The organism is Mycobacterium sp. E1747 (assembly GCF_001667775.1).
GTDB lineage: Bacteria > Actinomycetota > Actinomycetes > Mycobacteriales > Mycobacteriaceae > Mycobacterium.
In genome coordinates this window covers 1-22,157 of record NZ_LZJI01000207.1, presented here as the reverse complement: position 1 = coordinate 22,157, position 22,157 = coordinate 1, and the positions used below count along the sequence as shown (strand labels likewise).

General features: G+C 67.9%; 24 protein-coding genes and 2 tRNA genes. 11 read left to right on the top strand and 15 right to left on the bottom strand.

Annotation, left to right across the window (positions count from 1 at the left end):
* The first annotated feature begins 5 nt into the window (after positions 1-5).
* Together A5695_RS22460 and A5695_RS22455 are read left to right on the top strand one after the other, a co-directional pair.
* A tRNA-Pro gene (locus A5695_RS22460) sits at positions 6-79 on the top strand.
* 83 nt (positions 80-162) lie between these two features.
* The gene (locus tag A5695_RS22455) at positions 163-738 is read left to right on the top strand and encodes a hypothetical protein (protein ID WP_068087450.1); all 576 of its coding nucleotides are present in this window, start codon (positions 163-165) and stop codon (positions 736-738) included.
* Positions 739-782: 44 nt separating this feature from the next.
* Here the strand turns inward: A5695_RS22455 and A5695_RS22450 are convergent, their stop codons facing one another.
* The 3 genes from A5695_RS22450 to A5695_RS22440 all read right to left on the bottom strand — a co-directional run bounded on the left by A5695_RS22450 (position 783) and on the right by A5695_RS22440 (position 1,842).
* Positions 783-1,085, bottom strand: coding sequence for a DUF4193 domain-containing protein (locus A5695_RS22450; RefSeq protein WP_068087447.1), 303 nt, complete (start codon positions 1,083-1,085; stop codon positions 783-785).
* A 75-nt stretch (positions 1,086-1,160) separates the two neighbouring features.
* A complete protein-coding gene (locus A5695_RS22445; RefSeq protein WP_068087443.1) occupies positions 1,161-1,451 on the bottom strand; it encodes a hypothetical protein in 291 nt (96 codons plus the stop codon).
* A 79-nt stretch (positions 1,452-1,530) separates the two neighbouring features.
* On the bottom strand, positions 1,531-1,842 hold the full coding sequence (locus tag A5695_RS22440) for a hypothetical protein (RefSeq protein WP_068087440.1): 312 nt from the start codon (positions 1,840-1,842) through the stop codon (positions 1,531-1,533).
* A gap of 201 nt (positions 1,843-2,043) precedes the next feature.
* On the opposite strand from A5695_RS22440, the gene A5695_RS22435 reads away from it, so the two are divergent.
* Positions 2,044-2,736, top strand: coding sequence for an HAD family hydrolase (locus A5695_RS22435; protein ID WP_068087437.1), 693 nt, complete (start codon positions 2,044-2,046; stop codon positions 2,734-2,736).
* On the opposite strand, the gene A5695_RS22430 is transcribed toward A5695_RS22435, so the two are convergent.
* Together A5695_RS22430 and A5695_RS22425 are read right to left on the bottom strand one after the other, a co-directional pair.
* The gene (locus A5695_RS22430) at positions 2,704-3,204 is read right to left on the bottom strand and encodes a DUF6328 family protein (protein ID WP_068087475.1); all 501 of its coding nucleotides are present in this window, start codon (positions 3,202-3,204) and stop codon (positions 2,704-2,706) included. The genes A5695_RS22435 and A5695_RS22430 overlap by 33 nt on opposite strands.
* Positions 3,205-3,355: 151 nt before the next feature.
* A complete protein-coding gene (locus A5695_RS22425; RefSeq protein WP_156749802.1) occupies positions 3,356-3,724 on the bottom strand; it encodes an STAS domain-containing protein in 369 nt (122 codons plus the stop codon).
* Between the two features lie 162 nt (positions 3,725-3,886).
* On the opposite strand from A5695_RS22425, the gene A5695_RS22420 reads away from it, so the two are divergent.
* The 6 genes from A5695_RS22420 to A5695_RS22395 are packed head-to-tail and all read left to right on the top strand — an operon-like array spanning position 3,887 to position 9,502.
* Positions 3,887-4,789, top strand: a complete 903-nt coding sequence (locus tag A5695_RS22420) for an STAS domain-containing protein (RefSeq protein ID WP_068087431.1) — start codon at positions 3,887-3,889, stop codon at positions 4,787-4,789.
* A gap of 22 nt (positions 4,790-4,811) precedes the next feature.
* On the top strand, positions 4,812-5,201 hold the full coding sequence (locus A5695_RS22415; protein ID WP_068087428.1) for an STAS domain-containing protein: 390 nt from the start codon (positions 4,812-4,814) through the stop codon (positions 5,199-5,201).
* Entirely contained in the window at positions 5,191-5,601 is a 411-nt protein-coding gene (locus tag A5695_RS22410; protein WP_068087424.1) for an anti-sigma regulatory factor, read from the top strand. Before A5695_RS22415 ends, A5695_RS22410 begins: the two co-directional genes overlap by 11 nt.
* The gene (locus A5695_RS22405) at positions 5,594-6,220 is read left to right on the top strand and encodes a SpoIIE family protein phosphatase (protein WP_068087421.1); all 627 of its coding nucleotides are present in this window, start codon (positions 5,594-5,596) and stop codon (positions 6,218-6,220) included. Before A5695_RS22410 ends, A5695_RS22405 begins: the two co-directional genes overlap by 8 nt.
* A complete protein-coding gene (locus A5695_RS22400; protein WP_068087418.1) occupies positions 6,217-8,439 on the top strand; it encodes a SpoIIE family protein phosphatase in 2,223 nt (740 codons plus the stop codon). The genes A5695_RS22405 and A5695_RS22400 overlap by 4 nt, the downstream gene beginning before the upstream one ends.
* Positions 8,440-8,482: 43 nt before the next feature.
* Positions 8,483-9,502, top strand: coding sequence for an iron-containing redox enzyme family protein (locus A5695_RS22395; protein WP_068087472.1), 1,020 nt, complete (start codon positions 8,483-8,485; stop codon positions 9,500-9,502).
* On the opposite strand, the gene A5695_RS27975 is transcribed toward A5695_RS22395, so the two are convergent.
* The 10 genes from A5695_RS27975 to selD form a co-directional block, all read right to left on the bottom strand.
* Complete coding sequence (locus A5695_RS27975) at positions 9,450-9,698, bottom strand: CDGSH iron-sulfur domain-containing protein (protein ID WP_197515593.1); 249 nt, start codon at positions 9,696-9,698, stop codon at positions 9,450-9,452. The two genes, A5695_RS22395 and A5695_RS27975, sit on opposite strands and share 53 nt — an antisense overlap.
* Complete coding sequence (locus A5695_RS22390; RefSeq protein ID WP_068087415.1) at positions 9,695-10,384, bottom strand: HemK2/MTQ2 family protein methyltransferase; 690 nt, start codon at positions 10,382-10,384, stop codon at positions 9,695-9,697. Before A5695_RS22390 ends, A5695_RS27975 begins: the two co-directional genes overlap by 4 nt.
* Positions 10,385-10,483: 99 nt before the next feature.
* Positions 10,484-11,038: a type 1 glutamine amidotransferase domain-containing protein gene (locus A5695_RS22385; protein WP_068087412.1), complete on the bottom strand. Its 555-nt coding sequence runs from the start codon at positions 11,036-11,038 to the stop codon at positions 10,484-10,486.
* 26 nt (positions 11,039-11,064) lie between these two features.
* Positions 11,065-12,237 carry a zinc-dependent alcohol dehydrogenase gene (locus A5695_RS22380; RefSeq protein ID WP_068087409.1) on the bottom strand — a complete coding sequence of 391 codons (1,173 nt, stop codon included), beginning with the start codon at positions 12,235-12,237 and terminating at the stop codon, positions 11,065-11,067.
* Positions 12,234-13,163, bottom strand: a complete 930-nt coding sequence (locus A5695_RS22375) for an SRPBCC family protein (protein WP_068087469.1) — start codon at positions 13,161-13,163, stop codon at positions 12,234-12,236. The genes A5695_RS22380 and A5695_RS22375 overlap by 4 nt, the downstream gene beginning before the upstream one ends.
* Before the next feature lie 177 nt (positions 13,164-13,340).
* Positions 13,341-14,327, bottom strand: a complete 987-nt coding sequence (locus A5695_RS22370; RefSeq protein ID WP_068087407.1) for an LLM class F420-dependent oxidoreductase — start codon at positions 14,325-14,327, stop codon at positions 13,341-13,343.
* A gap of 142 nt (positions 14,328-14,469) precedes the next feature.
* The gene (nrfD, locus tag A5695_RS22365; protein WP_068087404.1) at positions 14,470-15,555 is read right to left on the bottom strand and encodes an NrfD/PsrC family molybdoenzyme membrane anchor subunit; all 1,086 of its coding nucleotides are present in this window, start codon (positions 15,553-15,555) and stop codon (positions 14,470-14,472) included.
* A gap of 7 nt (positions 15,556-15,562) precedes the next feature.
* A complete protein-coding gene (locus A5695_RS22360) occupies positions 15,563-16,534 on the bottom strand; it encodes a 4Fe-4S dicluster domain-containing protein (protein ID WP_068087401.1) in 972 nt (323 codons plus the stop codon).
* On the bottom strand, positions 16,527-19,814 hold the full coding sequence (fdh, locus tag A5695_RS22355; RefSeq protein ID WP_231974944.1) for a formate dehydrogenase: 3,288 nt from the start codon (positions 19,812-19,814) through the stop codon (positions 16,527-16,529). Before fdh ends, A5695_RS22360 begins: the two co-directional genes overlap by 8 nt.
* 50 nt (positions 19,815-19,864) lie before the next feature.
* The gene (gene selD, locus A5695_RS22345; RefSeq protein ID WP_068087392.1) at positions 19,865-20,857 is read right to left on the bottom strand and encodes a selenide, water dikinase SelD; all 993 of its coding nucleotides are present in this window, start codon (positions 20,855-20,857) and stop codon (positions 19,865-19,867) included.
* Between the two features lie 27 nt (positions 20,858-20,884).
* Between selD and A5695_RS22340 the strand changes: the two genes are divergently transcribed.
* Both A5695_RS22340 and selA read left to right on the top strand, forming a co-directional pair.
* A tRNA-Sec gene (locus A5695_RS22340) sits at positions 20,885-20,979 on the top strand.
* 18 nt (positions 20,980-20,997) lie between these two features.
* The coding region (gene selA, locus A5695_RS22335) for an L-seryl-tRNA(Sec) selenium transferase (protein ID WP_068087388.1) at positions 20,998-22,157 on the top strand (1,160 nt) is incomplete at its 3' end.

The following is a 22,157-nucleotide window of genomic DNA, read 5'->3' as shown; positions in this document are numbered from 1 at the left end:
TCAAGCGGGGTGTGGCGCAGCTTGGTAGCGCGCTTCGTTCGGGACGAAGAGGCCGTGGGTTCAAATCCCGCCACCCCGACCCAGTTCGTGTCAGCTGGCAGGACGGCCGGCCACAGCGTCTGACGCTGCAGCCATGCGGCTTTGCCATTAAGCTCGACCCGCATGGCGATGGTGAGCCGGTCGCCCGGGCAACGGCGGCGACGCGAGGTGGGCCGATCGGCCGCGCCATTTGCTGACGCCACGTCGCCTGCCGGGGCGCCCGGCCACCCGACCCTGGCGGAGATCGCCCAGCGCCAGCAGGAGATCGAGGCCTGGGAAGTGTTCAACGTAGGCGGTTACCGGTTCGCCAAACCCGGCACCATCATCGGGGCGCTGGTCTGCGCCGTGCTGGTGGCTCTCGTGGTGACCCCCTTACCGCCGAACTGGCCCTGGGACATCCCGACGATGATTCTGGCCGTCTTCACGGCGGTGGGCACGGTGACTTGTGGCCTGTTGTGGTTCGACAATCCGCACCCGCTCCCCCACCCCGCGTCGCTGGCCATCGTGCCCTTCACCCGGGCGGAAAACCTGCGGCTGATGGCGGCCCAACCGGTGGAGCCCTATCGCGCGATCTGCGCCTGCCCGGGCTGCGGCGACACCTCCGCGCACCTGATCCGCGAGCCAGTCAAGGACGAGCCGGACTGGGCAATGATCACCCGGCGATGCGCCGTGTGCGAACGCGAATGGGCGCAGTCCTGAAATCGGTTGCCCGCCAACGCCGCAACCCCGGCCAGGTTGCGGTGCTACGCGCAGTCGGCGCAGATCTGCAGGCCCGCGCTCGTGCTGCGCAACCGGCTGCGGTGCTGCACCAAAAAGCAACTCGAGCAAGTGAACTCGTCGGAGCGCTGGGGAACCACCGTCATCGAGAGCTCCTCACCGGACAGGTCAGCGCCGGGCAGCTCGAAGAAGTGGATGTCGTTGGGGTCCTCATCGACCACCGCGGTGGCAAACCCCTGCAAGGTCGGTGCTAGCTCGCGTATCGCGGACTTGTCCTGAGTTTCCATGTCGGAGACCCGGCGTGCGTCATAGTCGCTTGCGGTCGGCATGGCGGTTCCTTCCTGCTAATCAGCCGGGTTGACGCACTTTCCTGTAGTCATCCCGTGGCGCAGGCAGTACCCAATTCAGGCGCGAGTTACACCGACCGTCTCGAAAAAGTTGCGCCGGCGGAACCTGAGCTGCCTCAGCCGGCGGGCCGCAGTGGGGTAATGGGCCAGGGCCAGGCCCAGCCACGGCGCGACAACCGACACGATCAGCGCCCCGATGGCCACCGCTTCGTGCCCCACCAGTAGCTCAAACAGGCCGAACGCCAGGCTGACCGCCCAGACCGCGACCGCAGCGAGGCCGAGGAGTGGAAAGTCTCGCTCATACTCGACCGGATAGTTTGCTGCTCGCATGGGGACGGGCGCGACCATGATCGGTTTTTACCCGGTCATGGTCGCAATCAAACGTCTGATCGGCGCCCCGCGGGACGGCGTTGGTTAGCTCACCGGGTCAGCTCGTGGGCGGCGGGGCTGGCTGGTCGGAATTCGCGGCGTGCCAGGCAATTTCGGCGTCGCGCACCTTGCGATGGGTGCGTGCCAGCCACACCGCGCTCACCGCACCCAACAGCGCCGCCAGAACCACGGCGGTCAGGCCGGCCGACAAGTGCCCGGTCGCCAACGCGAACAGACCCACAATCAAGGCGAGCACCGCGACGGCCGAGCCCGCCAAGCCGGGCGCGTTAGCACCGTTGGTGACGGTTTCGCCGGCGTGCTGACGAAAGGTCCGCTGATGATCGACCGGGTCACGGCTGTGGGAATCCAACTGGCCTCCTCGCGAGAAATATTGTGCCTCAATGTGTTTCAGGGGTAACGCGGTCCGCCGATCGGGCTTTCGTCTGCGGTGGCCATCCTGCGGGCGGGTGGCCGCATCGCGAGATCATCTACGGCGGTTACCCGCCGCCGCCGGTCCCAAACGCCGCGGCGCGTCGGTGTCAGCCGGCCCCGGCGTGGGTATGCCGCGCAGATGAAACCCGCCGTTCTATTCGACGTCGACGGAAGCCTGGTCGACTCCAACTATCTGCACGTCTACGCGTGGCTGCGCGCCTTCGACGACGAGGGCCTTCCCGTGGCCGCCTGGCAGATCCACCGCTGTATCGGGATGGACGGCTCCACGTTGGTGCGAACCCTCTCCGAGGGCGCGCCGGATGAGGTTCAGAAGCGGCTGAGCGACGGACACAGCCGTTTCTACCGGGAGAGCACTCACTTGCTCGCTCCCCTGCCAGGAGCCCGGGCGCTGCTGCGGCGGGTCGCCGACCTGGGCCTGCAAGTCGTGCTGGCGACGTCGGCGCCCGATGACGAATTAGAGATCTTGCGCAAGGTCCTCGATTGCGAGCAGGTCATTTCGGAGACCACGTCGTCGCGGGACGTCGACACCGCCAAACCCGAACCGGGCATCGTGCAGGTCGCGCTGGACCGCGCCGGGGTGGGCGCCGAGCATGCCGTGTTCGTCGGAGATGCCGTGTGGGACGCGCATGCGGCTGCGGGCGTCCCATTGCCGTGCATCGGGCTGCTCAGCGGCGGCACCGCGCGCGAGGAGCTGCAGGCGGCGGGCGCGTCACCGATCTTCGCCGATCCCGAGGACCTGCTGAACCAGCTGGACTCCACCCGAATCCGCGAACTCGCGCTACATGCCGCGAGTGCGCAGCAACAGCGGTAACAGCCACCAGAAGAACGTAAACAGCGTGAGCGCACATGCTCCCGCGATCAGAGCCGGGCTGCGACCGGCTACGGCGGCGAACACGATGACAGTCACCCCGGTCAACGCGAGGCCGAGCAGCGCGAGCCCGGCGTAGGCGCACCGATGGGCGGCCGACACCAAAACCTGCAGGCGGTGCCGGCGGAACAGCATCCTGTGCATCCCGACCGGGGCAATCAGCAGGACCGTCGCCCCCACCGAACAACCCACCGTGATCAGGTAGGCGTCGCGCAGGGTGGGCGCCAGGACGTCGAACCGCTGCTGGAACGGCAGCGTCAATAGGAAGCCGGTGAGTAGCTGCACCCCGGTCTGCACCACGCGCAGCTCCTGCAGGAGGCTGTTCCAATTGCGGTCCAGCCGTTGGATTTCTGTCTCGCCGCGCTCGCGGCTATCCCAGTGCTGGTCGTCTTGAGGGTGATCGACGTCCATAGCCGTGATCATCGCACCTGTCGTATGCGCCAGCACCGTTTCGCGGCAGAGAATCGAAGTGTTGATTTCGAATTGCATTCGGCGGTCCGCCTATGTGCAATCCAATTCCACCAATTACGTTGCCCCGCAAGCCGCGGCGATATCTGAGCGCCTAGCGGGTGATGTTGTCGTCCCGGACCGCGGTCAGGGCGTCGTCCAGCGTCGGGTGCAGCGGGAACGTCTTGTCCAACCCGGTGAGATGAATTGGCCGCCTGGTCGCAGGACCGCGTGCGACTACTCCGAACCCCGTCGATTTGCCCAGCTTCTCATACGTCGCTGCCAGGATCTTCAGCCCCACCGAACCGAGGAACTCCACCGCTGAAAGATCGATGACCAGTGCCGTCGGGTTCTCCGCCACTACCGCGCCGATGGCCTGTTCCAGGGCGGGCGCCGTGACCAAATCGATTTCGCCGCTGACACTGACCACGGACACGCCATCGTGGTCCTCAACCAACGTGGTAATCGAATCAGGAGCTGACAATGGCGATCCTTTGTCCTGGGCTTTAAGTGTGGTGCAAGCCTAGCCTGCGTTGCGAACTGCGAGAAGAATATGCCCTCAACACCTGCCCCGCGACAACCCACGCTAGTCTCGCAAAATCGGGCCTGCACACGGCGGGGCGCGGACCGGCACTCGGGAGGCCACATGTCAGATTCGCCGTCGGAGTTCAGCAGCGGGAGCGCCACCGCCCAGGCGGTCGGTATTTCCAGCGAGGGCCTGCTACCCCAGCTCGTCCAGCATCTGCGGCAGAACCGGACGGTGCTGCGCGAGGAATGGGCGCGCAGGATCACCGAGGCCGAACTGCTCACCGCGATGACGCCCGAGGAGCTGTTCTCCGAGGCGACCGCCGTCTACGACAACTATGTGGAGGTGCTCGAGACCGGCAGCGTCGAGGCGCTGCAGGCCTATGCCCGAGACCTGTCGGAACGCATCATCCCCCGGGGCGTGGAAACCGACGAGGTGCTCGGCATCGTGCTGCTGCTGCGTGACGTGCTGGCGCGCTCGCTGTTCGAGAAGTACCAAACCGAGTTCGAGATGCTGAACCGGGTGCTCGACGCCTACGAACCGGCCGCCAACCGCATCGCCAACACCGTGGGCGTTAGCTTCGTGCAGGAACGCGAGCGCATCATCCGCCAGCAGCAGGAGGCCATCCGCGAGCTGTCGACGCCGGTGCTGCAGGTGCGCGAGCAGCTGCTGATCCTGCCGATCATCGGTGTGCTGGACAGTCAGCGGGCCCGCCAGGTCACCGAACAGCTGCTGCGGGCAATTCGCGCGAACCGCGCCAAAGTGGTCGTCATCGACATCACGGGTGTGCCCACCATCGACTCGACGGTGGCGAACCACCTGGTGCAGACGGTCGACGCGTCGGGCCTGATGGGCGCCAGCGTCATCATCACCGGCCTGTCCTCCGAGATCGCGCTGACGCTGGTGACCATCGGCCTGGACCTGTCCAAGATGAACGCGGTCGGCGACCTGCAGGGCGGCATCGAGGAAGCCGAGCGCCTGCTCGGCTACGAGGTCACCCGCACCGGCGAGCAGACCGGATAGTTGCGATCGACACGAGCACCCCATGCCGGTACCGATTCTGAAACAGGGCTCGATCCTCATCGCCTCGGTGCAGGCCGCCCTCACCGACTCCGACGCCGAACGCCTTCGCTTCGACCTCATGGAACGCGTCAGCCAGTTCCGCGCGCAGGGCATCATCGTCGACGTCACCGCCATCGACGTAATGGATTCCTTCGCGGCCCGGTCGCTGCGCACGATCGCGCACATGACCCGGTTGCGCGGCGCGGACACCGTGATCGTCGGCCTGCAGCCGGAGGTGGCCTTCGCCATGGTCCAACTGGGCTTGGCGTTCGACGACATGAGCACCGCGCTCGACCTCGAAGAGGGCTTGGCACTGCTGAATCGCCAGCTGGCGCAACGGAAACCGATGATCGGGCGCGACGGTGGCGGCTGATATCGTCGTCCACATCGGCAATTCCGACGACATCGTCGAAGCGCGCAAAGCCGGACACCAACTCGCCCTCGATCTGGGATTCTCCCTCACCGACGTCACGATGATCGCCACGGCGATCTCCGAGATCGCGCGAAACATCACCAGCTATGCCGGTCGGGGCGCCGTCCGAGTGTTCGTCGCCGACCGGGACGGGCGCAAGGCCCTGGTGGTGCGCGCCGAGGACGAGGGCCCGGGCATCGCCGACATCGAGCGGGCGATGGAGGACGGATACTCGACCGGCCGTGGGCTGGGGATGGGCCTGCCAGGCTCCCGCCGGCTGATGGACAGGCTGTTCGTGGTGTCGGCGCTCGGCAAGGGAACGGTCGTCGAGATGTGGAAATGGGTGCCGCCCCGTGCATGAGAACGGCCGGTTCGGACCCATCGAGTGGGCCAGGGCGGGGCGCCCTCTGCCCAGCGAGTACACCTCGGGCGACCGGGGTCTTGCCGTCGACATCGACGGCACCGCCGCTCTGTTCGGCCTGATGGATGGCCTCGGCCACGGCCCGGAGGCCGCGGCCGCCGCGCTGCGCGCCATCGAAGCGGTGAAGCGCTCCAGCGGTGAGCGGCTGGAGGTGCTGATTCAGCTGTGTCACCGCATGCTGGAGGGCACCAGAGGGGTCGCGATGACCTTGGCGCGGGTGGACTTTGCGGCCAACACGCTCAGCTGGACCGGTGTCGGCAACGTCACCGCCGACCTGGTGGCCAAGTCCGTGACCGGTGTGCAAATCCGATCCAGCGCGCGGCTGACCGGGGGCATCGTCGGCTACCGCATACCGGAAATCAGGCCGGCACAAGTCATTTCGATCCGTCCCGGGGACCTGCTGGTGATGAGTACCGACGGGATCGCCGAAAATTACCTGGACCACATCGACTTCTCGGCCACCGCCGTCGCCATCGCCGACGAGCTGCTCGGCAAGGACGCCAAGGAAACCGACGATGCGATGGTGCTGACCGCTCGTCATCGGGGGGCTTCGTCGTGAGCGACAGCGACGACTTTCACGCCCAGTACGCCGCGGCGTTGCGCGCCTACATGCAGGCGCGCGACGAGGACAGCCTGGCCGCCGCCTATGAGCTCGGCCGCCGGGCACTGCAACAGGAAGTCAGCTTGCTCGCAATCATCGAGCGGCACGTCCAGCTGATCCTCGGGCTGGCCAAGGACATCGAGACCGACGCGCCGATCGCGCTGGAATTCCTGTTGCAGATGCTGGTCCCGCTCGACATCGCCACCCGGGGATTCCTGGACGGAACCAGGCGATTCGCGCGCGAGCGCGCCCGCGCCGAAGGGCTGGCCGACCGCGACAGATTCCGCACCGCGCTGGTCAATTCGTTGCAGGAGGGGTTCTTCGTCGCCGATCACGAGGGCTCCGTGATCGAGATGAACAACGCACTGATCGAGATCCTGGGCTACCCCGCGGAGGGTCTGCCCTACCGGTGGCCACACCCGTGGTTGGTCGACCAGAAGGGCGCCAACCAACAACAGGCGTTGGTTCAGAGCATCGGCACCGCCGCCTACGAGACGCCCATTCGGCACCGCGACGGACACCTGGTCTGGGTGACGGTCAGCATCAACGCCGTTCAGGACGTCGGCAGCGACCAAAACGTCTTCGTGGGGACGATCCGCGACATCACCGCCGAACGGGCCTTCGCCGCAAGGGAAAGCGCCGTCCTGCGCCTGGCGACCGCCGTGGCGGTCGCCAAAACCGTCGATGAGCTGCTGTCCATCACGCTGGACGAATGCAGCACGGCGATCGACGTGCAGCGCGTGGTCGCGATCTCCTGGCCGACCGGCGAGGGCGAACCGACCGTGCAGGTGGCGGGCGAGCCGTCCCAAATACCTTGGCGCAGGCTCGATCCGTGGCTGCGCCATACGTTTGAAGACGCCCGTCATCAGCTGCCGCTGACGGCGAAAACGGTCGAGCACCCCGACAATCCCGGCAAGGCACAGGGCTTAGTGGCGGTGCTCTCCGGCGCGGGCGACCTGGCGTTGTGGTTGGAGCTGCGCTCGCCACGCTGGGTCAGCGCCGAAGACCGGCTGCTAATCACGGTCCTCATCGGACACCTCAGCCTCGCAATGCAACACGTCCGCCAATTCGAGAGTGCCCGCGAGACGTCGCTGACCTTGCAGCGCGCCCTGCTGCCGACGATGGAGCCGCCGCCGCGCTTCGCCGTGCGTTACGAGCCCGCCGTCCCGCCGTTGGAGATCGGCGGCGACTGGTACGACGTGCTACCGCTCGGCGACCACCGCATCGGCATCGTGGTCGGCGACTGCGTGGGCCGGGGCCTGCCGGCAGCCGCGGTGATGGGTCAGCTACGCAGCTCCGCGCGGGCGCTGCTGATCAACGGCGCCGAGCCGGCCCTGCTGCTCGAACAGCTGGACTCGGCGGCCTCGCTCATCCCGAACGCGTACTGCACCACCGTCTTCCTGGCCATCCTCAACACCGAATCCGGGGTCCTGCAATACAGCAACGCCGGCCACATGCCGGCCCTGCTGGTAGGGCCCGAACCCGGCATGATTTCGGTGTTGACCGACGCGGCGTCGGTGCCGCTGGCCGTCCGACGCGGGGAATCCCGCCCGCAGACCAGTCGCGTGCTGCCACCCGGATCCACCCTGATGCTGTTCACCGACGGGCTGGTGGAGCGCAAGCATGAATCCATCGACGACGGAATCAACCGGGCCGCAGCGGTGCTGGTGAAGACCACGGCGCTGCGGCTGGATTCCGTCGCCGATGCGGTTTTGCGTGAGTTGGCGCCTCCGGCTGGGTATGACGACGACGTGGCGATGGTGATCTACCGGCACCAGGAGTCCCCCTTGCGGATCGAATGCGAGGCCAGCGCAGAGCGATTGGTCGGCATCCGGCATCGGCTGGCCGATTGGCTGGACAGCGCCGGCGTGCCCGACGAATTGGCCGCCGACATCGTGCTCGTGGTCAACGAAGCCTGTACGAACTGCGTCGAACACGCGTACTGCGGACAACCGTCGGGTGCGATGGCGGTCGAGGTCGGCCTCGCGGACGACGAGATCCGCGCGCGCATCACCGACCAAGGTTCGTGGAAGACGCCGCCCGCCGACCCACGCAACGGCGGCCGGGGCCTGTTGCTGATGAGAGCGCTCAGCAACGCGATGGAAATGGACTGCACGCCCACCGGCACCACGGCCGAGCTCACCTTTCGAGTGCGCGCCGAGGCCCGGCCGGAGTGACGGCGCACCGTTTGTTGCCCCCGGATAGCGGGTAGTCGTGGGCGTGACCCGCGCATCGATCTCGACCGAGCCCGCCCTGCCGGCGGCACATGGGCCGCTGTCGACCGCGGTTCGCCGCGCCCTGACGGGGCCGCCGTCGCATGACCACCTGACTCGCATCGGCGCGTCCGTTCGCGACTCGGACCCGTACGGGCTGGATCTGCAGCTGGCGCTGTGCATGTGCTACGAGTTGCACTACCGCGGCTTCACGGGTGTGGACCCAAGCTGGGAGTGGAATCCGGCGCTGCTGGCGTTGCGCGGCGAACTGGAGCGCGTTTTCCTGGCGGGCGTGCGCCGCGACGTCGGGCCCATCGCCTCAGACCACACCGCGGCCGCCGCGATGGACGCCATTTCGGTCGAACCGGTCGACGGCACCGGACCGTCGTATTACCTGCGCGACAGCGGCACCTGGCAGCAGATGCGCGAATACTTCGTGCACCGCTCGGTGTATCACCTCAAGGAGGGCGATCCGCACGCGTGGGCGATTCCGCGTCTGATGGGTGTCGCGAAAGCGGCTTTCGTGGCAATCGAATTCGACGAATACGGCGCCGGACACGGCCCCCGGCTGCACCAGCAGCTCTTCGCCGATCTGATGGCGGCCGCGAACTTGGACGCGACGTATCTAGCCTACGCGGACGCCGTGCCCGCCGAAGCGCTGGCGGCGGTAAACCTGATGTCACTGTTCGGACTGCATCGCGAGCTACGTGGCGCGGCGATCGGGCACTTCGCGTCGACCGAGATCACCTCGCCGCCGGGATCCCGCCGCATGGTGCAGGCGCTGCAGCGCATGGGCGCACCGGCGGCCTGTGTCGAGTTCTATGCCGAGCATGTGGAGGCCGACGCGGTGCACGAGCACGTCGTGCGCATCGATGTGGTCGGTGACCTCGTCGCCCGGGAGCCGCACCTCGATCGCGACATCGTGTTCGGGATCCGCGCGCACGCCGCGGTCGAAAACCGTTTGGCCGATGCGGTTATGGCGTCGTGGCAGCAGGGTCGGACGTCGTTGCGGGCGGCGCTGGACTAGCGGTTCGGCGCGCCAGATTCCGGCATCGGCGATGGCTGGTGTCGCACAAGGGGTATCTCTCGCTGCGCCGACAGGTGCAAATCGCCACCATGAACCGGTCGGACTCGACGACCTCCCCGTTCGGCATCTCGATGCGCACCGGGCCGGACACCAGCACCGGCCCGCCGGCCACCACCTGGACGCGGGTGGCGGTCACCGCTTGTCCGCCCGGATCACGATCAGTTTCTCTTCCCGCAGTCCGCGCGGTATCAGGCCAACGCTCTCCAGCCAGGTCGCCCGCGCCGTCATCACCGGCCCGAAAGGTATCCACTTGGAGGCGACGACCCTCGCGTCCATCCCCGCCCACTTGAGGGAGTCCAGTGATTGCCGAACCCCGGCCAGCGCCGAGTGCACGAGCAGCAGGGAACCACCGTCGCACAACAACTTCGGCGCCGCTTCGCACAGCGGATCCAACAACATCCGGCCGTCCGGGCCGGCGTTCCAGGCCCACGACGGGCCCACGCTGGGGCTGATGTACTCCATGTCACCGTCCGGCGGGGTCGGCACATACGGCGGGTTCGACACGACGACGTCGAACGGCGCGCAGTCGAGCGCATCGGTCCAGGTGCCTTTGCGCACATCGACATTCACGCCTACGGCGGCGGCGTTGCTGCGCGAGCAACCCACCGCGTGCGGGCAGATGTCGAAAGCCGTCACGTCGGCGCCGCCCATCTCGGCGGCGGCGATCGCCACGAATCCGCTGCCAGTACACAAGTCAAGAACGCGTCGCCCCGGAATGAGAGCGCTTTCCTGCATCACATCTACCAGTAATCGGGAATCATGCTGAGGCTGATACACGTTCGAAACAGCCGAGACAGCGGGTCCTGGATATGTTGTGGTCAACGTTGGCCTTTCGACAGATCGCCGCGACGATCACTGCTTGGCCTGTGTAATGCCCGCAAACCGTTGCCTTCAAACGGTGTGGGGAAAGGGCCATCTCCGCTAACCAGCGGGCGCATGCGCGAATTGCTTGACAATGGTCGCGCAGAACGCCGGCAAGTCCGACGGTGAGCGACTCGAGATCAAATTTCCGTCGACGACGACCTCCTCATCAACCACGTTCGCGCCCGCGTTGCGCAGATCGGTGCGAATGGACGGATACGACGTGAGCGTCCGGCCCTCCGCCACACCGGCTTCCACCAGCGTCCAAGGACCGTGACAGATTGCGGCGACCGGCTTTCCGGAAGCGACGAAGTCACGCACAAAGGAGACGGCGGAGCTGTCCATGCGTAGCTTGTCCGGATTGACCGTGCCGCCGGGAAGCACCAGGCCGTCGAATTCGGATGGCGAAACGTCCGACACCGCGCGGTCGACGCTGAAGGTTCCGGCTGGCTCGAGGTCGTGGTTGCGGGCTTGGATTTCACCCGTCTTCAGCGAAAGAAGCTCGACTTGGGCGCCGGCCTCTTTCAGGGCGGCGCGAGGTTGTTCGAATTCGACCTTCTCCACGCCGTCGGCCGCCAGAATCGCGACCTTCTTGCCTTGCAATTCATTTGCCATGGCTATTCCCCTTTCTCCCGGACTTGCTATGTCGGATTGAGGATCACCTTGGTGCAGCGGTCCTCTTTGTTCTTGAAAATTTCGTAGCCGTGGGGCGCCTGGTCGAGGGTCAAGTGGTGGCTGACAACAATGGTCGGGTCGATGTCACCGTTGCGAATGCGTTCCAATAGTGGGCGCATATAGCGGTGCACGTGACACTGGCCGGTCTTGATCGTCAACGACCGGTTCATGACCGCGCCGATGGGAAACTTGTCCATCAGGCCGCCGTACACCCCGATGATCGAAAGGGTGCCGCCGTTGCGGCAACTCATCGCCGCCTCCCGGATGGCATGCGGGCGTTCGGTTTCCAGGCGGACCGCCTGCTTGACGCGGTCGTAGGCATCCACGGGCGCAGATCCGCTGCGCGCTTCCATGCCGGCGGCATCGATGCAATGGTCGGGTCCCCGGCCGGCGGTGAGGTCGCGCAATTCCTCGAGCACCGACGTCTCGGCGAAGTTGACCGGTACGGCGCCGATCTTTTGGGCAAGCTCAAGGCGATACGGAACCCGGTCGACGACAATGACTTTCGAAGCCCCCAGCAGGTAGGCGCTCATGATCGCGAACAGGCCGACCGGTCCGGCGCCCCACACCGCCACGATGTCACCGGGGGTGATGCCACACATCTCCGCGCCCATGTACCCCGTCGGCAGGATGTCCGACAGAAACAGCACCTGCTCGTCGGTCAGGTCGTCTTCGATCTTCAGCGGGCCGACATCGGCGAATGGCACCCGCGCGTATTCGGCTTGGCCACCGGCGAAACCGCCCAGCATGTGCGAATAGCCGAACAGCCCCGCCGGCGAGTGACCCATGAATTTCTCGGCAACGCCGGCGTTGGGGTTGGAGTTCTCGCACAGCGAGTACAGGTCGCGCTGGCAAGCCGAGCACGCCCCGCACGCGATCGGGAACGGAACGACCACCCGGTCGCCGACGGCCAGGTTGTTGACCCCCCTACCGACTTCGACCACCTCGCCCATGAATTCGTGTCCGAGCACGTCGCCGTGCTTCACGGTGGGGATGTAGCCGTCGTACAGGTGTAAATCCGAACCGCAGATCGCCGTCGAGGTGATGCGCACGATGGCGTCCCGATCGTTGAGGATCTTCGGGTCCGGGACCGACTCCACTTGGACGCTGTTGCGGCCCGCCCAGACGGTGGCCTTCATACGCTGGCTCCTTTGTTCGGTTGCGCGGGCTGCTGATGCATCTGCCGGACCGCCGCAGTTCCCTCGGGAGAGCCGTCCGAACGCAGCACCTGCCCGGTTTCCAGGATTTGCTTGAAGCGGCGGAGGTCGTCGTTGACTTGCTGCTCGGGGGATTCCCCGAACAGGCTCGCCGCCGCCTTGCCGAACAGGCCGCCGGGAATGTGGTAGCCGATCCTGACGCGAATTTCGGTGCCGTCGCCGGTGGCGGTGGGCGTGAACTCGACACTGCCGCCGTTCTCGACCACCGACCCGGGCAGCGACTGCCAGGCGATCCGCCGGTCGGTGTCGTCCTCGGTGATCTGCGCGTCCCACTCCACCGTGCGGCCGGCCGGGGCGTTGGCGACCCAATGCGACTGCCCGCCGGTGGTCGGCGTGACCGACTTGAGGTGGTGCATGAAGCTGGGCAGGTTTTCCAGGTCTCGCCAGAAGCGGTACACCTCCTCGGGCGCTCGCCGCACGGTGACCGCGGCCCGCAAGGTGCGGTGCCGGGAGCCATTCGCGTGCCGGCCGCCGCCGTTCACCGTGCGCAGCGCCGTGTAGAGGTCCAGCCCGCCGATGCCGGCGAGCACCGCGGCCGAGACGGTGCCCTGCCGCCGCCGTCCCGGGCCACGGGCGGCCACTGCGGCCACCAGCAGCGCCATGTCCAGGACGTCACCGGCCACCCGGGTCCAGACCAGCTTGTCGGGACCGCCCAGCAGCGCCGCGCCATGGCCGCATTCCCGCGCCCCCAGCGCGCGGATGACCCGGCGCGACCGAGCCGTGTCATCGACACCGGCGAGCGCAGCAACTTTTCCGGGGGCCACCAGCTCGCTCAAGCCCAGGCCGAAACTGGCGCCGCTGAGCGCCTTGACCAACGCGGAGGTGGTGTTGGCGTTTCGATCGCCCATCGTCAGCTCTTTCTGCCTTGCGGCGAACTCATCTCGGCAAAGTTGCTGCAAGACAGCTGCTTTGCAGGTCAACAGACTCTCGGTGCTGCTTGCCGTGTTCGCGCGGCGCAGCATCCCGTACGGCCGGCACGCACGATGGAAGGCGGATACCCGGGCAGATATCAGCCAAACCTGGGATTACTTTGCCGCGTCACGCAGTGCGGCAAGCAAAGGTTCGGCGGCTTCGGACAGGAAGAGGTCCTGCGATTGGCCGCCTACCTGCACGAGTGCGACGTCGGTGAATCCGGCCTCCCAGTAAGGCCGGACGGCCTCGACGATCGCATCGAGGTCCGGCCCGCAGGGAATGGAGTCGGCGACGTCTTCGGGGCGGACGAACTGGGTCGCGCCGGCGAAGCCGGCCGGCGTCGGCAGATCGGCGTTGACCTTCCACCCACCGGCGAACCAACGGAACTGGTCGTGGGCGCGTTCGATGGCGGCGTCACGGTCGGGATCCCAGCACACCGGGATCTGACCGACCACCCGCCCGCCGCCGGCGAGATTGGCGGCCTGCCGCGCCGCGTGCCAGGCGTCGACGAGCTCCCCGTCGGGCTCGACCGCCACGAAGTGGTCGGCCAACCGGGCGAATCTCTCGATCGCCTTTTCCCCGCCCATCGCCACCGCGATACCGACCGGGACCTCGGGAACGTCCCACAGGCGCGCCGAATCCACGTGAAAGTACTCACCGCTGAAGTTCACCAGCTGCCCGCCGAACAGCTCGCGGATGATCTTGATGGCCTCGCGCAGCATGTCCTGCCTGCGCTCGACGGTCGGCCAACCCTTGCCCACGATGTGCTCGTTGAGGTTCTCGCCGCTGCCCAGGCCCAGGGTGAACCGGCCGTCGGACAGGATCTGCACGGTGGCGGCCTGCTGGGCGACGACGGCCGGGTGATAGCGCATCGTCGGGCAGGTGACGTAGGTGTAGAGGTCCACCCGTTCGGTGGCGTGCGCCACCGCGCCCAGCACGGTCCAGGCGTTGGGTGCATGCCCTTGCGAGGTCAGCCAAGGGGAGAAGTGGTCGCTGCACACCTCGAAGTCGAAACCGCGTTCCTCGGCTGAAATCGCTTGCTGTACAAGCTCTTTGGGTCCACTCTGCTCGGTCATCAAAGTGTATCCAAATTTCGTCATGTTCCTATAGTTACCCCGGTCCGCCGAGCGCAAACCGCCGCGCGCTCGGCGCCCGCGCCGCGCGCGAGCGTAAGCGCAGTCCGAAAAGTCGAGCCGAAAATCGCAGTGGGCTTACGCTCGCGAGCGGCGGCGCAAGCCGCCGTCAGCGAGCGGTGGCGATCGAGTCCCCCGTGACACCGGCCGCGCGACGCGCCTCGAGCCGACGCTTCTGCGGTTCGATGGTGTAGCGGGGGTCGCGCGTCGACTCCAGCCCCGCCTCGAAGAAGCCGAACCGCAGCATCGCCGACGCCGACAGCAACGCCAGGCCGGACACCGCGGCGACACCGCGATGCCCCCCGCCCAACAATGCCCCCAAGCCGCCCGCGGCGGCCAGCCGTTCGCTCCAGGCCAACAGCCGGCCGGGCCTGCCCCGGTGCAGCGGTTCCCTGGTCACCGGGTCCATCCGGTATTCCGTGAACCGCGCGGAGACCAGGTCACCGACCGCGCCTATGACGGCCAGCGTGCGGGCGGGACCGGCTTCGGCGACCGAGGTGGTGATCATCGCCAACCCCGACGCGGCCAGGGTCGCCGAGCTGACGAACACGAACGGCAGGTCCCGGTACGCGGCGTTCCACGTCGGGGTCGCGGTGTCGGTGAGCAGCACCGCGGTGTAGACGGCGAGCGGCGGAGAGAATACCGCGGCCTCCAATCCGGCCGGCCCCTCGACGGCGCGCAGAACAGACCGCAACGGACCCAATGGGATTCGCTCACCGGTCATCCGGTCTACCTCGGAGACCGCGGCGACGCCGATGCCGGCGCCGAACAAGCTGAGGATCCACGAGCCGATGCTCATCGGCGAGGTCAGCTTGACCGTCCGCAGCATGTTGACGAAGCGCTCGGGACGGCCCAGGTCCTTAACCAGCGCGATCGCACCCAGCATGACCGCGATCAGAGCGGACAGCCTTGTGTTGCGGCGCAACGTTTCCCGGCCGGTGAGCTGGGCGCCGGCCGCGAGCAGGCCCGAACCTCCTGCGACGCCGCCCAGGAACAGGTAGGCGGCGACTTCGTGCCCCCAAGGCGCGGGCTTGACCACCGGACGTCCGTAGTACGAGCTGAATTCGGCTTCGGGGACCATCGGCATCTCGCGCGAGCCGTCGCCCCCACCCCGGCGGCCGGCCCGCCTGCCCTTGCGGCGCTTGCCACCCGCGGGCTCCGGGGGGCGCAGGCTGTCGTATTCCGAAGTGCTCATGGGCTTTTCACCGACCCTTCCAGAATGCCAGCGCAGCGGCGGCGAACATCCCCGCCGCGGCAACGCTCGCCCTCCTGAACATCTGCGGCAGGTCGGCCGTGCACACGCGCGGGTCGGGCGGCAGGCCATAGACCTCCGGCTCGTCGAGCAACAGGAAGATCGAGCCGGTGCCGCCCACGCCGTCGCGCTCGTTGGCGCCGTAGAGGCGCGCCTCGGTCTGGCCGCGGGCGTGCAGTTGGGCCACCCGTTGCCTGGCCTGCACCACCAGGTCGTCGTAGTCGCCGAACTTGATCGACGTCGTCGGGCAGGTCTGGGCGCAGGCCGGGATCTGGTCTTCGACCAGCCGGTCGTAGCACAGGGTGCATTTCTGGGCCACCCCGGCGACGGGTGTCTCGGCGGGACGATCCGGGCGCTGCGCCGGCGTGGTGTAGGTGCCGTCGCTGCGGCGCTCGACCACGCCGAACGGGCAGCCGGCGACACAGGTCCCGCAGCCGTTGCAAACGTCCGCCTGCACGACGACCGTGCCGAATTCGGTGCGGAACAACGCCCCCGTCGGGCAGACGTCCAGGCAGCCGGCGTGTGTGCAGTGCTTGCACACGTCCGACGACATCAGCCAGCGGAATTCCGGGGTGTCCGGCGGTGTGAGGTCCGGCGCGGGCGCGCCACCGGGGAGCGGGGGCATCCCCAAATCGGTTAGGGCGCGCCCGGATTCGCGCGCCTCTTGGATCCGGTCGCGGTCCTGCTCGACGAAGGCGACGTGGCGCCAGGTGCTGGCGCCCAGCGCTCCGGTGTTGTCGTAGGACGAACCCAGCAGCTCCAGGTCACCGTCACGCGGGTTGCGGTTCCACTCCTTGCAGGCGACCTCGCAGGCCTTGCAGCCGATGCAGATCGAGGTGTCGGTAAAGAATCCCTTGCGCGGCCCGGGCTGGGCCCAACCGGCATCGCGCGTCGGGTCGGTCGGTCCGCTTAGCTTACCCATCGGCTGGCCCCTCCCAGACGCCGTCGCTGATCCGTGCGTTGCCGGTCTCGGTGGTGACGCCCGAGCGGGACTGATATTCGGCGATCAGGCGGAGCAGCTCCTCACCGTGCGGGCGCCGCCCCGGGCGGATGTCGCACGAGCCCGCCTTCGATTCCTGGATCTGCACATTGGGGTCGAGCGTCACGCCGAGCAGATCGTTGGCCGCGTCCCCGCTGACCACGGCGTCGCTGCCGACGCCCCAATGGTACGGCAGTCCGATCTGGTGCACCGTATGACCGTTGATCACCAGCGGCGCAACGCGTTTGGTGACCAGCACCCTGGCCTCGATGGCCGCGCGCGGCGAGATGATCGTCGCCCACCCGTAGGGCTCGAGACGGCGTTCGGCCGCCAGCTCCGGCGAAACCTCGCAGAACATCTCCGGTTGCAGCTCCGATAGGTAGGGCAGCCACCGGCTCATCCCGCCCGCGGTGTGATGCTCGGTGAGCCGGTAGGTGGTGAACACGTACGGATACACGTCGGCCCCGGGCTCCCCGGCGCTGGGCGCGCTCAGATTATCCTTGCGCGGGAACGTGATTCGCGCCGGATTCCGCTGCTGGGGATACAACGCGTTGCCGACCGGGGACTCCTGCGGTTCGTAGTGCGTCGGTAACGGGCCGTCGACCATCCCCTTGGGGGCGAACAGCCAGCCTTTGCCGTCGGCCTGCATGATGAACGGGTCGTCGCCGGCCAGGGCATCCGGGCCACCGATCTCCGGATCCGGCCGGACATGGGGAGCGCGGTCGACGGGGAAATCGGGCACGTCATTGCCGACCCAACGGGCATCCTGCTCATCCCACCAGATGTAGCGCTTGCGCTCGCTCCACGGTTTACCGTCGGGGTCCGCCGATGCGCGGTTGTACAGGATGCGGCGATCGGCCGGCCAGGCCCACCCCCACTCCGACTGGCTCGGACTCGGACCGCCCAGGGGAACTCGCCGGGCGGCCTGGTTGACGCCCTCGGCGTACACGCCCGAGTAGATCCAGCATCCGCACGACGTCGATCCGTCGGCGCCCAGTTCGGTGTACCCCGGCACGGGCTGGCCGGATTTGGGCCCGGTCAGGTAGCAGCCGCTGATCTCGGCCAGCACCGCGGTGGGGTCGGGTTCGCCATGCTCGTCGGTGGGATAGTCCCATGTCAGATCGAGCAGCGGCCGGTCCCGTTCGTCGGTGGAATCGGCCAGCCGCTGCCGGATTCGCTTGCCCAGCTCGACGAAGAATTGCAGCTCGCTCTGGCAGTCGCCGGGTGGATCGACGGCCTTGTGCCGCCACTGCACGAGGCGTTGTGTCTGGGTGAACGAACCGGCCTTCTCGACGTGCGTCGCCGCCGGGAAGAAGAACACTTCCGTGTCGATTTCCTCGGTCTTCAGCTCACCGGAGGCGATCTCGGGACCGTCCTTCCAGAACGTGGCCGACTCGATGAGGTTCAGATCGCGCACCACCAACCACTTCAGATGCGACATACCCATGCGCTGCAACCGGCCGTGCGCCGAACCGACGGCCGGGTTCTGTCCGAGCAGGAAGTACCCGTCGACCTCATCGTCGAGCATCGCCATGACCGTCTGGTACGTGCCGTGCGGGCCGGACAGCCGCGGCAGGTAGTCGTAGGCCCAGTCGTTGTCCGCACGGGCGGCATCTCCCCACCACGCCTTGAGCAGGCTGACTATGTAGGTGTCCGCGTCGGCCCAAAAACCCTTCTGGTTCTTCGGCCCGACCGCTTCGATGTACTCCCGGAAAGTGTCGTGCACACCGGCCTTCGGCATCGACAGGTAGCCGGGCAGTAGGTTGAACAACGTCGGAATGTCGGTCGACCCTTGGATGGTGGCGTGTCCGCGCAGCGCCATGATCCCACCGCCCGGGCGACCGACATTGCCCAGCAGCAGCTGCAAAATTGTTGCGGTGCGGATGAATTGGGCTCCCAGCGTGTGCTGCGTCCAGCCGACGGCATATGCGAAGCAGGTGGTGCGCTCACGGCCGGAGTTCTCGACGACGCAGCGGGCCAGGTAGTCGAAGTCCTCGGTGCTGATGCCGCAGACGTCACGCACCATCTCCGGCGTGTAGCGCGCGTAATGTCGTTTGACGATCTGGAACACCGTGCGGGGATGCTGCAGGGTCTCGTCACGCTGCACGCGGGCGTGTGGCAACGGCGGCCCGCCGCTGCCGTGGACATCGCCGGCCGCGCGGGCGGATGCGCTGGCGCCGTGCTCTTGACGGCGTTGGTCCTCTTCCTGTCCGGCGTAGGCCCAGGTCGATGAGTCGTACTGCCCCGTCTCGGGATCGTATCCGGAGAACAGACCGCCGAGATCCTCACTGTCGCGGTAGTTTTCGTTGATCAGGGTGGCGGCGTTGGTGTACGCGACGACGTACTCGGAGAACCACAGGTCATTGCTGAGGACATGGTTGATCAGCGCCCCGAGTAGCACCACGTCCGAGCCGGCCCGGATGGGGATGTGCTTGTCCGACACCGCCGAGGTGCGAGTGAAGCGCGGATCGACGTGAATCACCTTGGCGCCGCGCGCTTTCGCCTCCTCGACCCACTGAAAGCCGACGGGATGGCATTCGGCCATGTTGGAGCCCTGGATGACGATGCAGTCGGCGTTGGCCATGTCTTGCAGTGATTGGGTGGCGCCGCCGCGCCCGAAGGAGGTCCCCAGACCGGGAACCGTGGAGCTGTGTCAAATACGGGCTTGGTTCTCGATCTGGATGGCGCCGGCGGCGGTGAAGAGCTTCTTGATGACGTAATTCTCTTCGTTGTCCAGCGTGGCGCCGCCGAGTGCGGCGATCTTCATGGTGCGCCGCAGTGGGTGGCCCTTCTGGTCGACGTCCTGCCAGGAGTGGCGGCGCGCCTCGACGAAGCGGTCGGCGACCATGTCGATCGCGGTGTCCAACTCGAGGGGCTGCCACTCGGTCGCTCGCGGCGCGCGGTAGAGCACATGCAACTGCCGGCCCGGTGAGTTGACCAGCTGTTCGCTGGCAGCGCCCTTGGGGCACAGGCGGCCTCGCGAGATCGGCGAGTCGGGATCGCCCTCGATCTGGACCACCCGGTCGTCCTTGACATACACCTTCTGCCCGCAGCCGACGGCGCAGTAGGGACAGATGCTTTGGACCACGCGGTCGGCCGTCGTCGTGCGCGGCGTGACGGCGCGGGTCTGTTTCGAGGTGACGGCCGACCCGCGGCCGAGCTTGTCCGGTGAACGCAGCTGACGCACGACGGGCCATTCCAGGAAAAGCTTGCGCATAGCCATGGCCTTTACCCTAGTGCGCCCGGGCGAAACTCCGCCCGCGTCGGAGCCGATTAATGGACCACGATCGTGTGCTCGCCGCGCGGCACCAGTTCCCCGATCACGGTCGCGCCCGGGATCTCGCCGGCGATGAGCAAACCGCCCGACGTTTGCGCGTCGGCGAGCAACAAGGCCTCGTCCTCGCCGACCCCGGACAGGTCGGCGTGCGGAGCCACCCAGTCGAGGTTGCGCCGGGTGCCGCCGCTGACGTAGCCCGCCGCCAGCGCCTCCCGGGCGCCGTCCAGGTAGGGCACCGCCGCCGCGTCGACGATCGCGGTCACCCCGCTGGCCCGCGCCAGCTTGTGCAGGTGCCCGAGCAGGCCGAATCCGGTGATGTCCGTGGCGCATTCGACGCCGGCGGCCAGCGCCGCGGCGGCCGCGTCGGCGTTGAGTGTGGTCATCGCCTCGATCGCCTGCTCGAAGCGCTCGCCGGTGGCTTTGTGCCTGCTGTTGAGCACGCCTACGCCGAGCGGCTTGGTCAGCGACAGCGGCGTGCCGGGTTTGCCGGAGTCGTTGCGCAGCAACCGGTTCGGGTCTGCGATTCCGGTGACGGCCAGCCCGTATTTTGGCTCCGGGTCGTCGACGCTGTGCCCGCCGGCGAGGTGACAGCCGGCCAGCCCGCAGACGTCCAGCCCGCCGCGCAGGGTCTCGGCCGCCAGCTCGAACGGCAGCACGTCGCGCGGCCAGCCCAGGAGGTTGACCGCTACCACCGGGCGCCCGCCCATCGCGTAGACGTCCGACAGCGCGTTGGTGGCGGCGATGCGTCCCCAGTCGTAGGCGTCGTCCACCACCGGGGTGAAGAAGTCGGTCGTCGCGATTAGCGCCGTGCCGCCGTCGATGCGTACGGCCGCGGCGTCGTCGCCGTGGTCCAGGCCCACCAGCAACTCACCGACCGGATCGCGCGGCGGGCTCACCCCCAGCCCGCGCACGATGTCCTCCAGCTCGCCGGGCGGGATCTTGCACGCACACCCGCCCCCGTGGGCGTACTGCGTCAGTCGGTAGCTCACCCGTCCATACTTGTCCCTATGGTCCGAGGAGGCGTGTCCGGTCTGGTGACCGGCGCGGTCTTCAAAACCGTCGAACGGCAGACGCTGCCGCTGGCGGGTTCGATTCCCGTCCGCCTCCGCCATACTCCTTCGAGCCCGGCATGAGCGACCCGCGCCGGCGGGTGCCGCGCACCGACACGCTGCTCGCCGACCCGCGCCTGATCGAAGCCCAGCGCGTGCTGGGCCGCTCGCTGGTCAAGTCCGTGATCGCCGAGGCGCAGCAGCGGGCGCGGGCCGGGGAGATCGACCCCGAGCAGGTCGCCGAGCACGCCGTCGCGGCCCTCCCGGCCACCGCGTCGAGCCTGCGGCCGGTCATCAATGCCACCGGCGTGGTGGTGCACACCAATCTGGGCCGGGCGCCGCTGTCCCGGGCCGCGGTCGACGCGGTGGTCGCCGCGGCCGGGACCACGGACGTCGAGCTAGACCTCGCCACAGGCCGCCGCGGGCGTCGGGGCCGGGCCGCCCTGGCCGCGCTGTCACGGGCGGTGCCCACCGCCGGCGGCGTGCACGTCGTGAACAACAACGCCGCCGCGCTGCTGCTGACGGCGCTGGCGCTGGCCCCGGGCAAGGAGATCGTGCTCAGCCGCGGCGAGCTGGTCGAGATCGGCGACGGCTTCCGCATCCCCGAACTGCTGGCCTCCGCCGGATCACGGCTGCGCGAGGTCGGCACCACCAACCGCACCAGCCTGCGCGATTACGTCGAGGCGATCGGGCCGCAGACCGGCTTCGTGCTGAAGGTTCACCCGTCGAACTTCCACGTCACGGGGTTCACCTCGGCGGTGGGCGTCGCGGAGCTGGCGAAGCTGGGGGTGCCTTTGGTGGTCGACATCGGCTCGGGGTTGCTGTCCCCGCACCCCGTGCTGCCCGACGAGCCCGACGCGACATCGACGCTGCGCGACGGCGCCGACCTGGTCACCGCGAGCGGCGACAAACTGCTCGGCGGCCCGCAGGCCGGCCTGCTGCTGGGCGACGCCGAGCTCATCGAGCGGTTGCGCCGCCACCCGGCGGCGCGCGCGCTGCGGGTCGACAAACTCACGCTCGCCGCGCTCGAAGCCACCCTGACCGGCCCGCCCCCGCCGACGGCCGCGACGCAATCCACCGCCTCGGCCCCCGGCAGGGCGGCGGCCAGCGACGCGGCGCGGGCCCGCAACTCGCCGACGTCGGCGACCAACGCCTCGGCCACGGGCGGGGGCGGGCCGGTCAGGGTGGCTTCGAGCGCGGCGAGCGTGAGTTTGTCGACCCGCAGCGCGCGCGCCGCCGG

Excerpts from the sequence above, each read along its gene's own strand:
- A5695_RS22455 (WP_068087450.1), top strand. The coding sequence starts at position 163 with ATGGCGATGGTGAGCCGGTCGCCCGGGCAACGGCGGCGACGCGAGGTG.
- A5695_RS22450 (WP_068087447.1), bottom strand. The coding sequence starts at position 1,085 with ATGCCGACCGCAAGCGACTATGACGCACGCCGGGTCTCCGACATGGAA.
- A5695_RS22445 (WP_068087443.1), bottom strand. The coding sequence starts at position 1,451 with ATGGTCGCGCCCGTCCCCATGCGAGCAGCAAACTATCCGGTCGAGTAT.
- A5695_RS22435 (WP_068087437.1), top strand. The coding sequence starts at position 2,044 with ATGAAACCCGCCGTTCTATTCGACGTCGACGGAAGCCTGGTCGACTCC.
- A5695_RS22430 (WP_068087475.1), bottom strand. The coding sequence starts at position 3,204 with ATGGACGTCGATCACCCTCAAGACGACCAGCACTGGGATAGCCGCGAG.
- A5695_RS22420 (WP_068087431.1), top strand. The coding sequence starts at position 3,887 with ATGTCAGATTCGCCGTCGGAGTTCAGCAGCGGGAGCGCCACCGCCCAG.
- A5695_RS22415 (WP_068087428.1), top strand. The coding sequence starts at position 4,812 with ATGCCGGTACCGATTCTGAAACAGGGCTCGATCCTCATCGCCTCGGTG.
- A5695_RS22385 (WP_068087412.1), bottom strand. The coding sequence starts at position 11,038 with ATGGCAAATGAATTGCAAGGCAAGAAGGTCGCGATTCTGGCGGCCGAC.
- A5695_RS22380 (WP_068087409.1), bottom strand. The coding sequence starts at position 12,237 with ATGAAGGCCACCGTCTGGGCGGGCCGCAACAGCGTCCAAGTGGAGTCG.
- A5695_RS22375 (WP_068087469.1), bottom strand. The coding sequence starts at position 13,163 with ATGGGCGATCGAAACGCCAACACCACCTCCGCGTTGGTCAAGGCGCTC.
- A5695_RS22370 (WP_068087407.1), bottom strand. The coding sequence starts at position 14,327 with ATGACGAAATTTGGATACACTTTGATGACCGAGCAGAGTGGACCCAAA.
- nrfD (WP_068087404.1), bottom strand. The coding sequence starts at position 15,555 with ATGAGCACTTCGGAATACGACAGCCTGCGCCCCCCGGAGCCCGCGGGT.
- A5695_RS22360 (WP_068087401.1), bottom strand. The coding sequence starts at position 16,534 with ATGGGTAAGCTAAGCGGACCGACCGACCCGACGCGCGATGCCGGTTGG.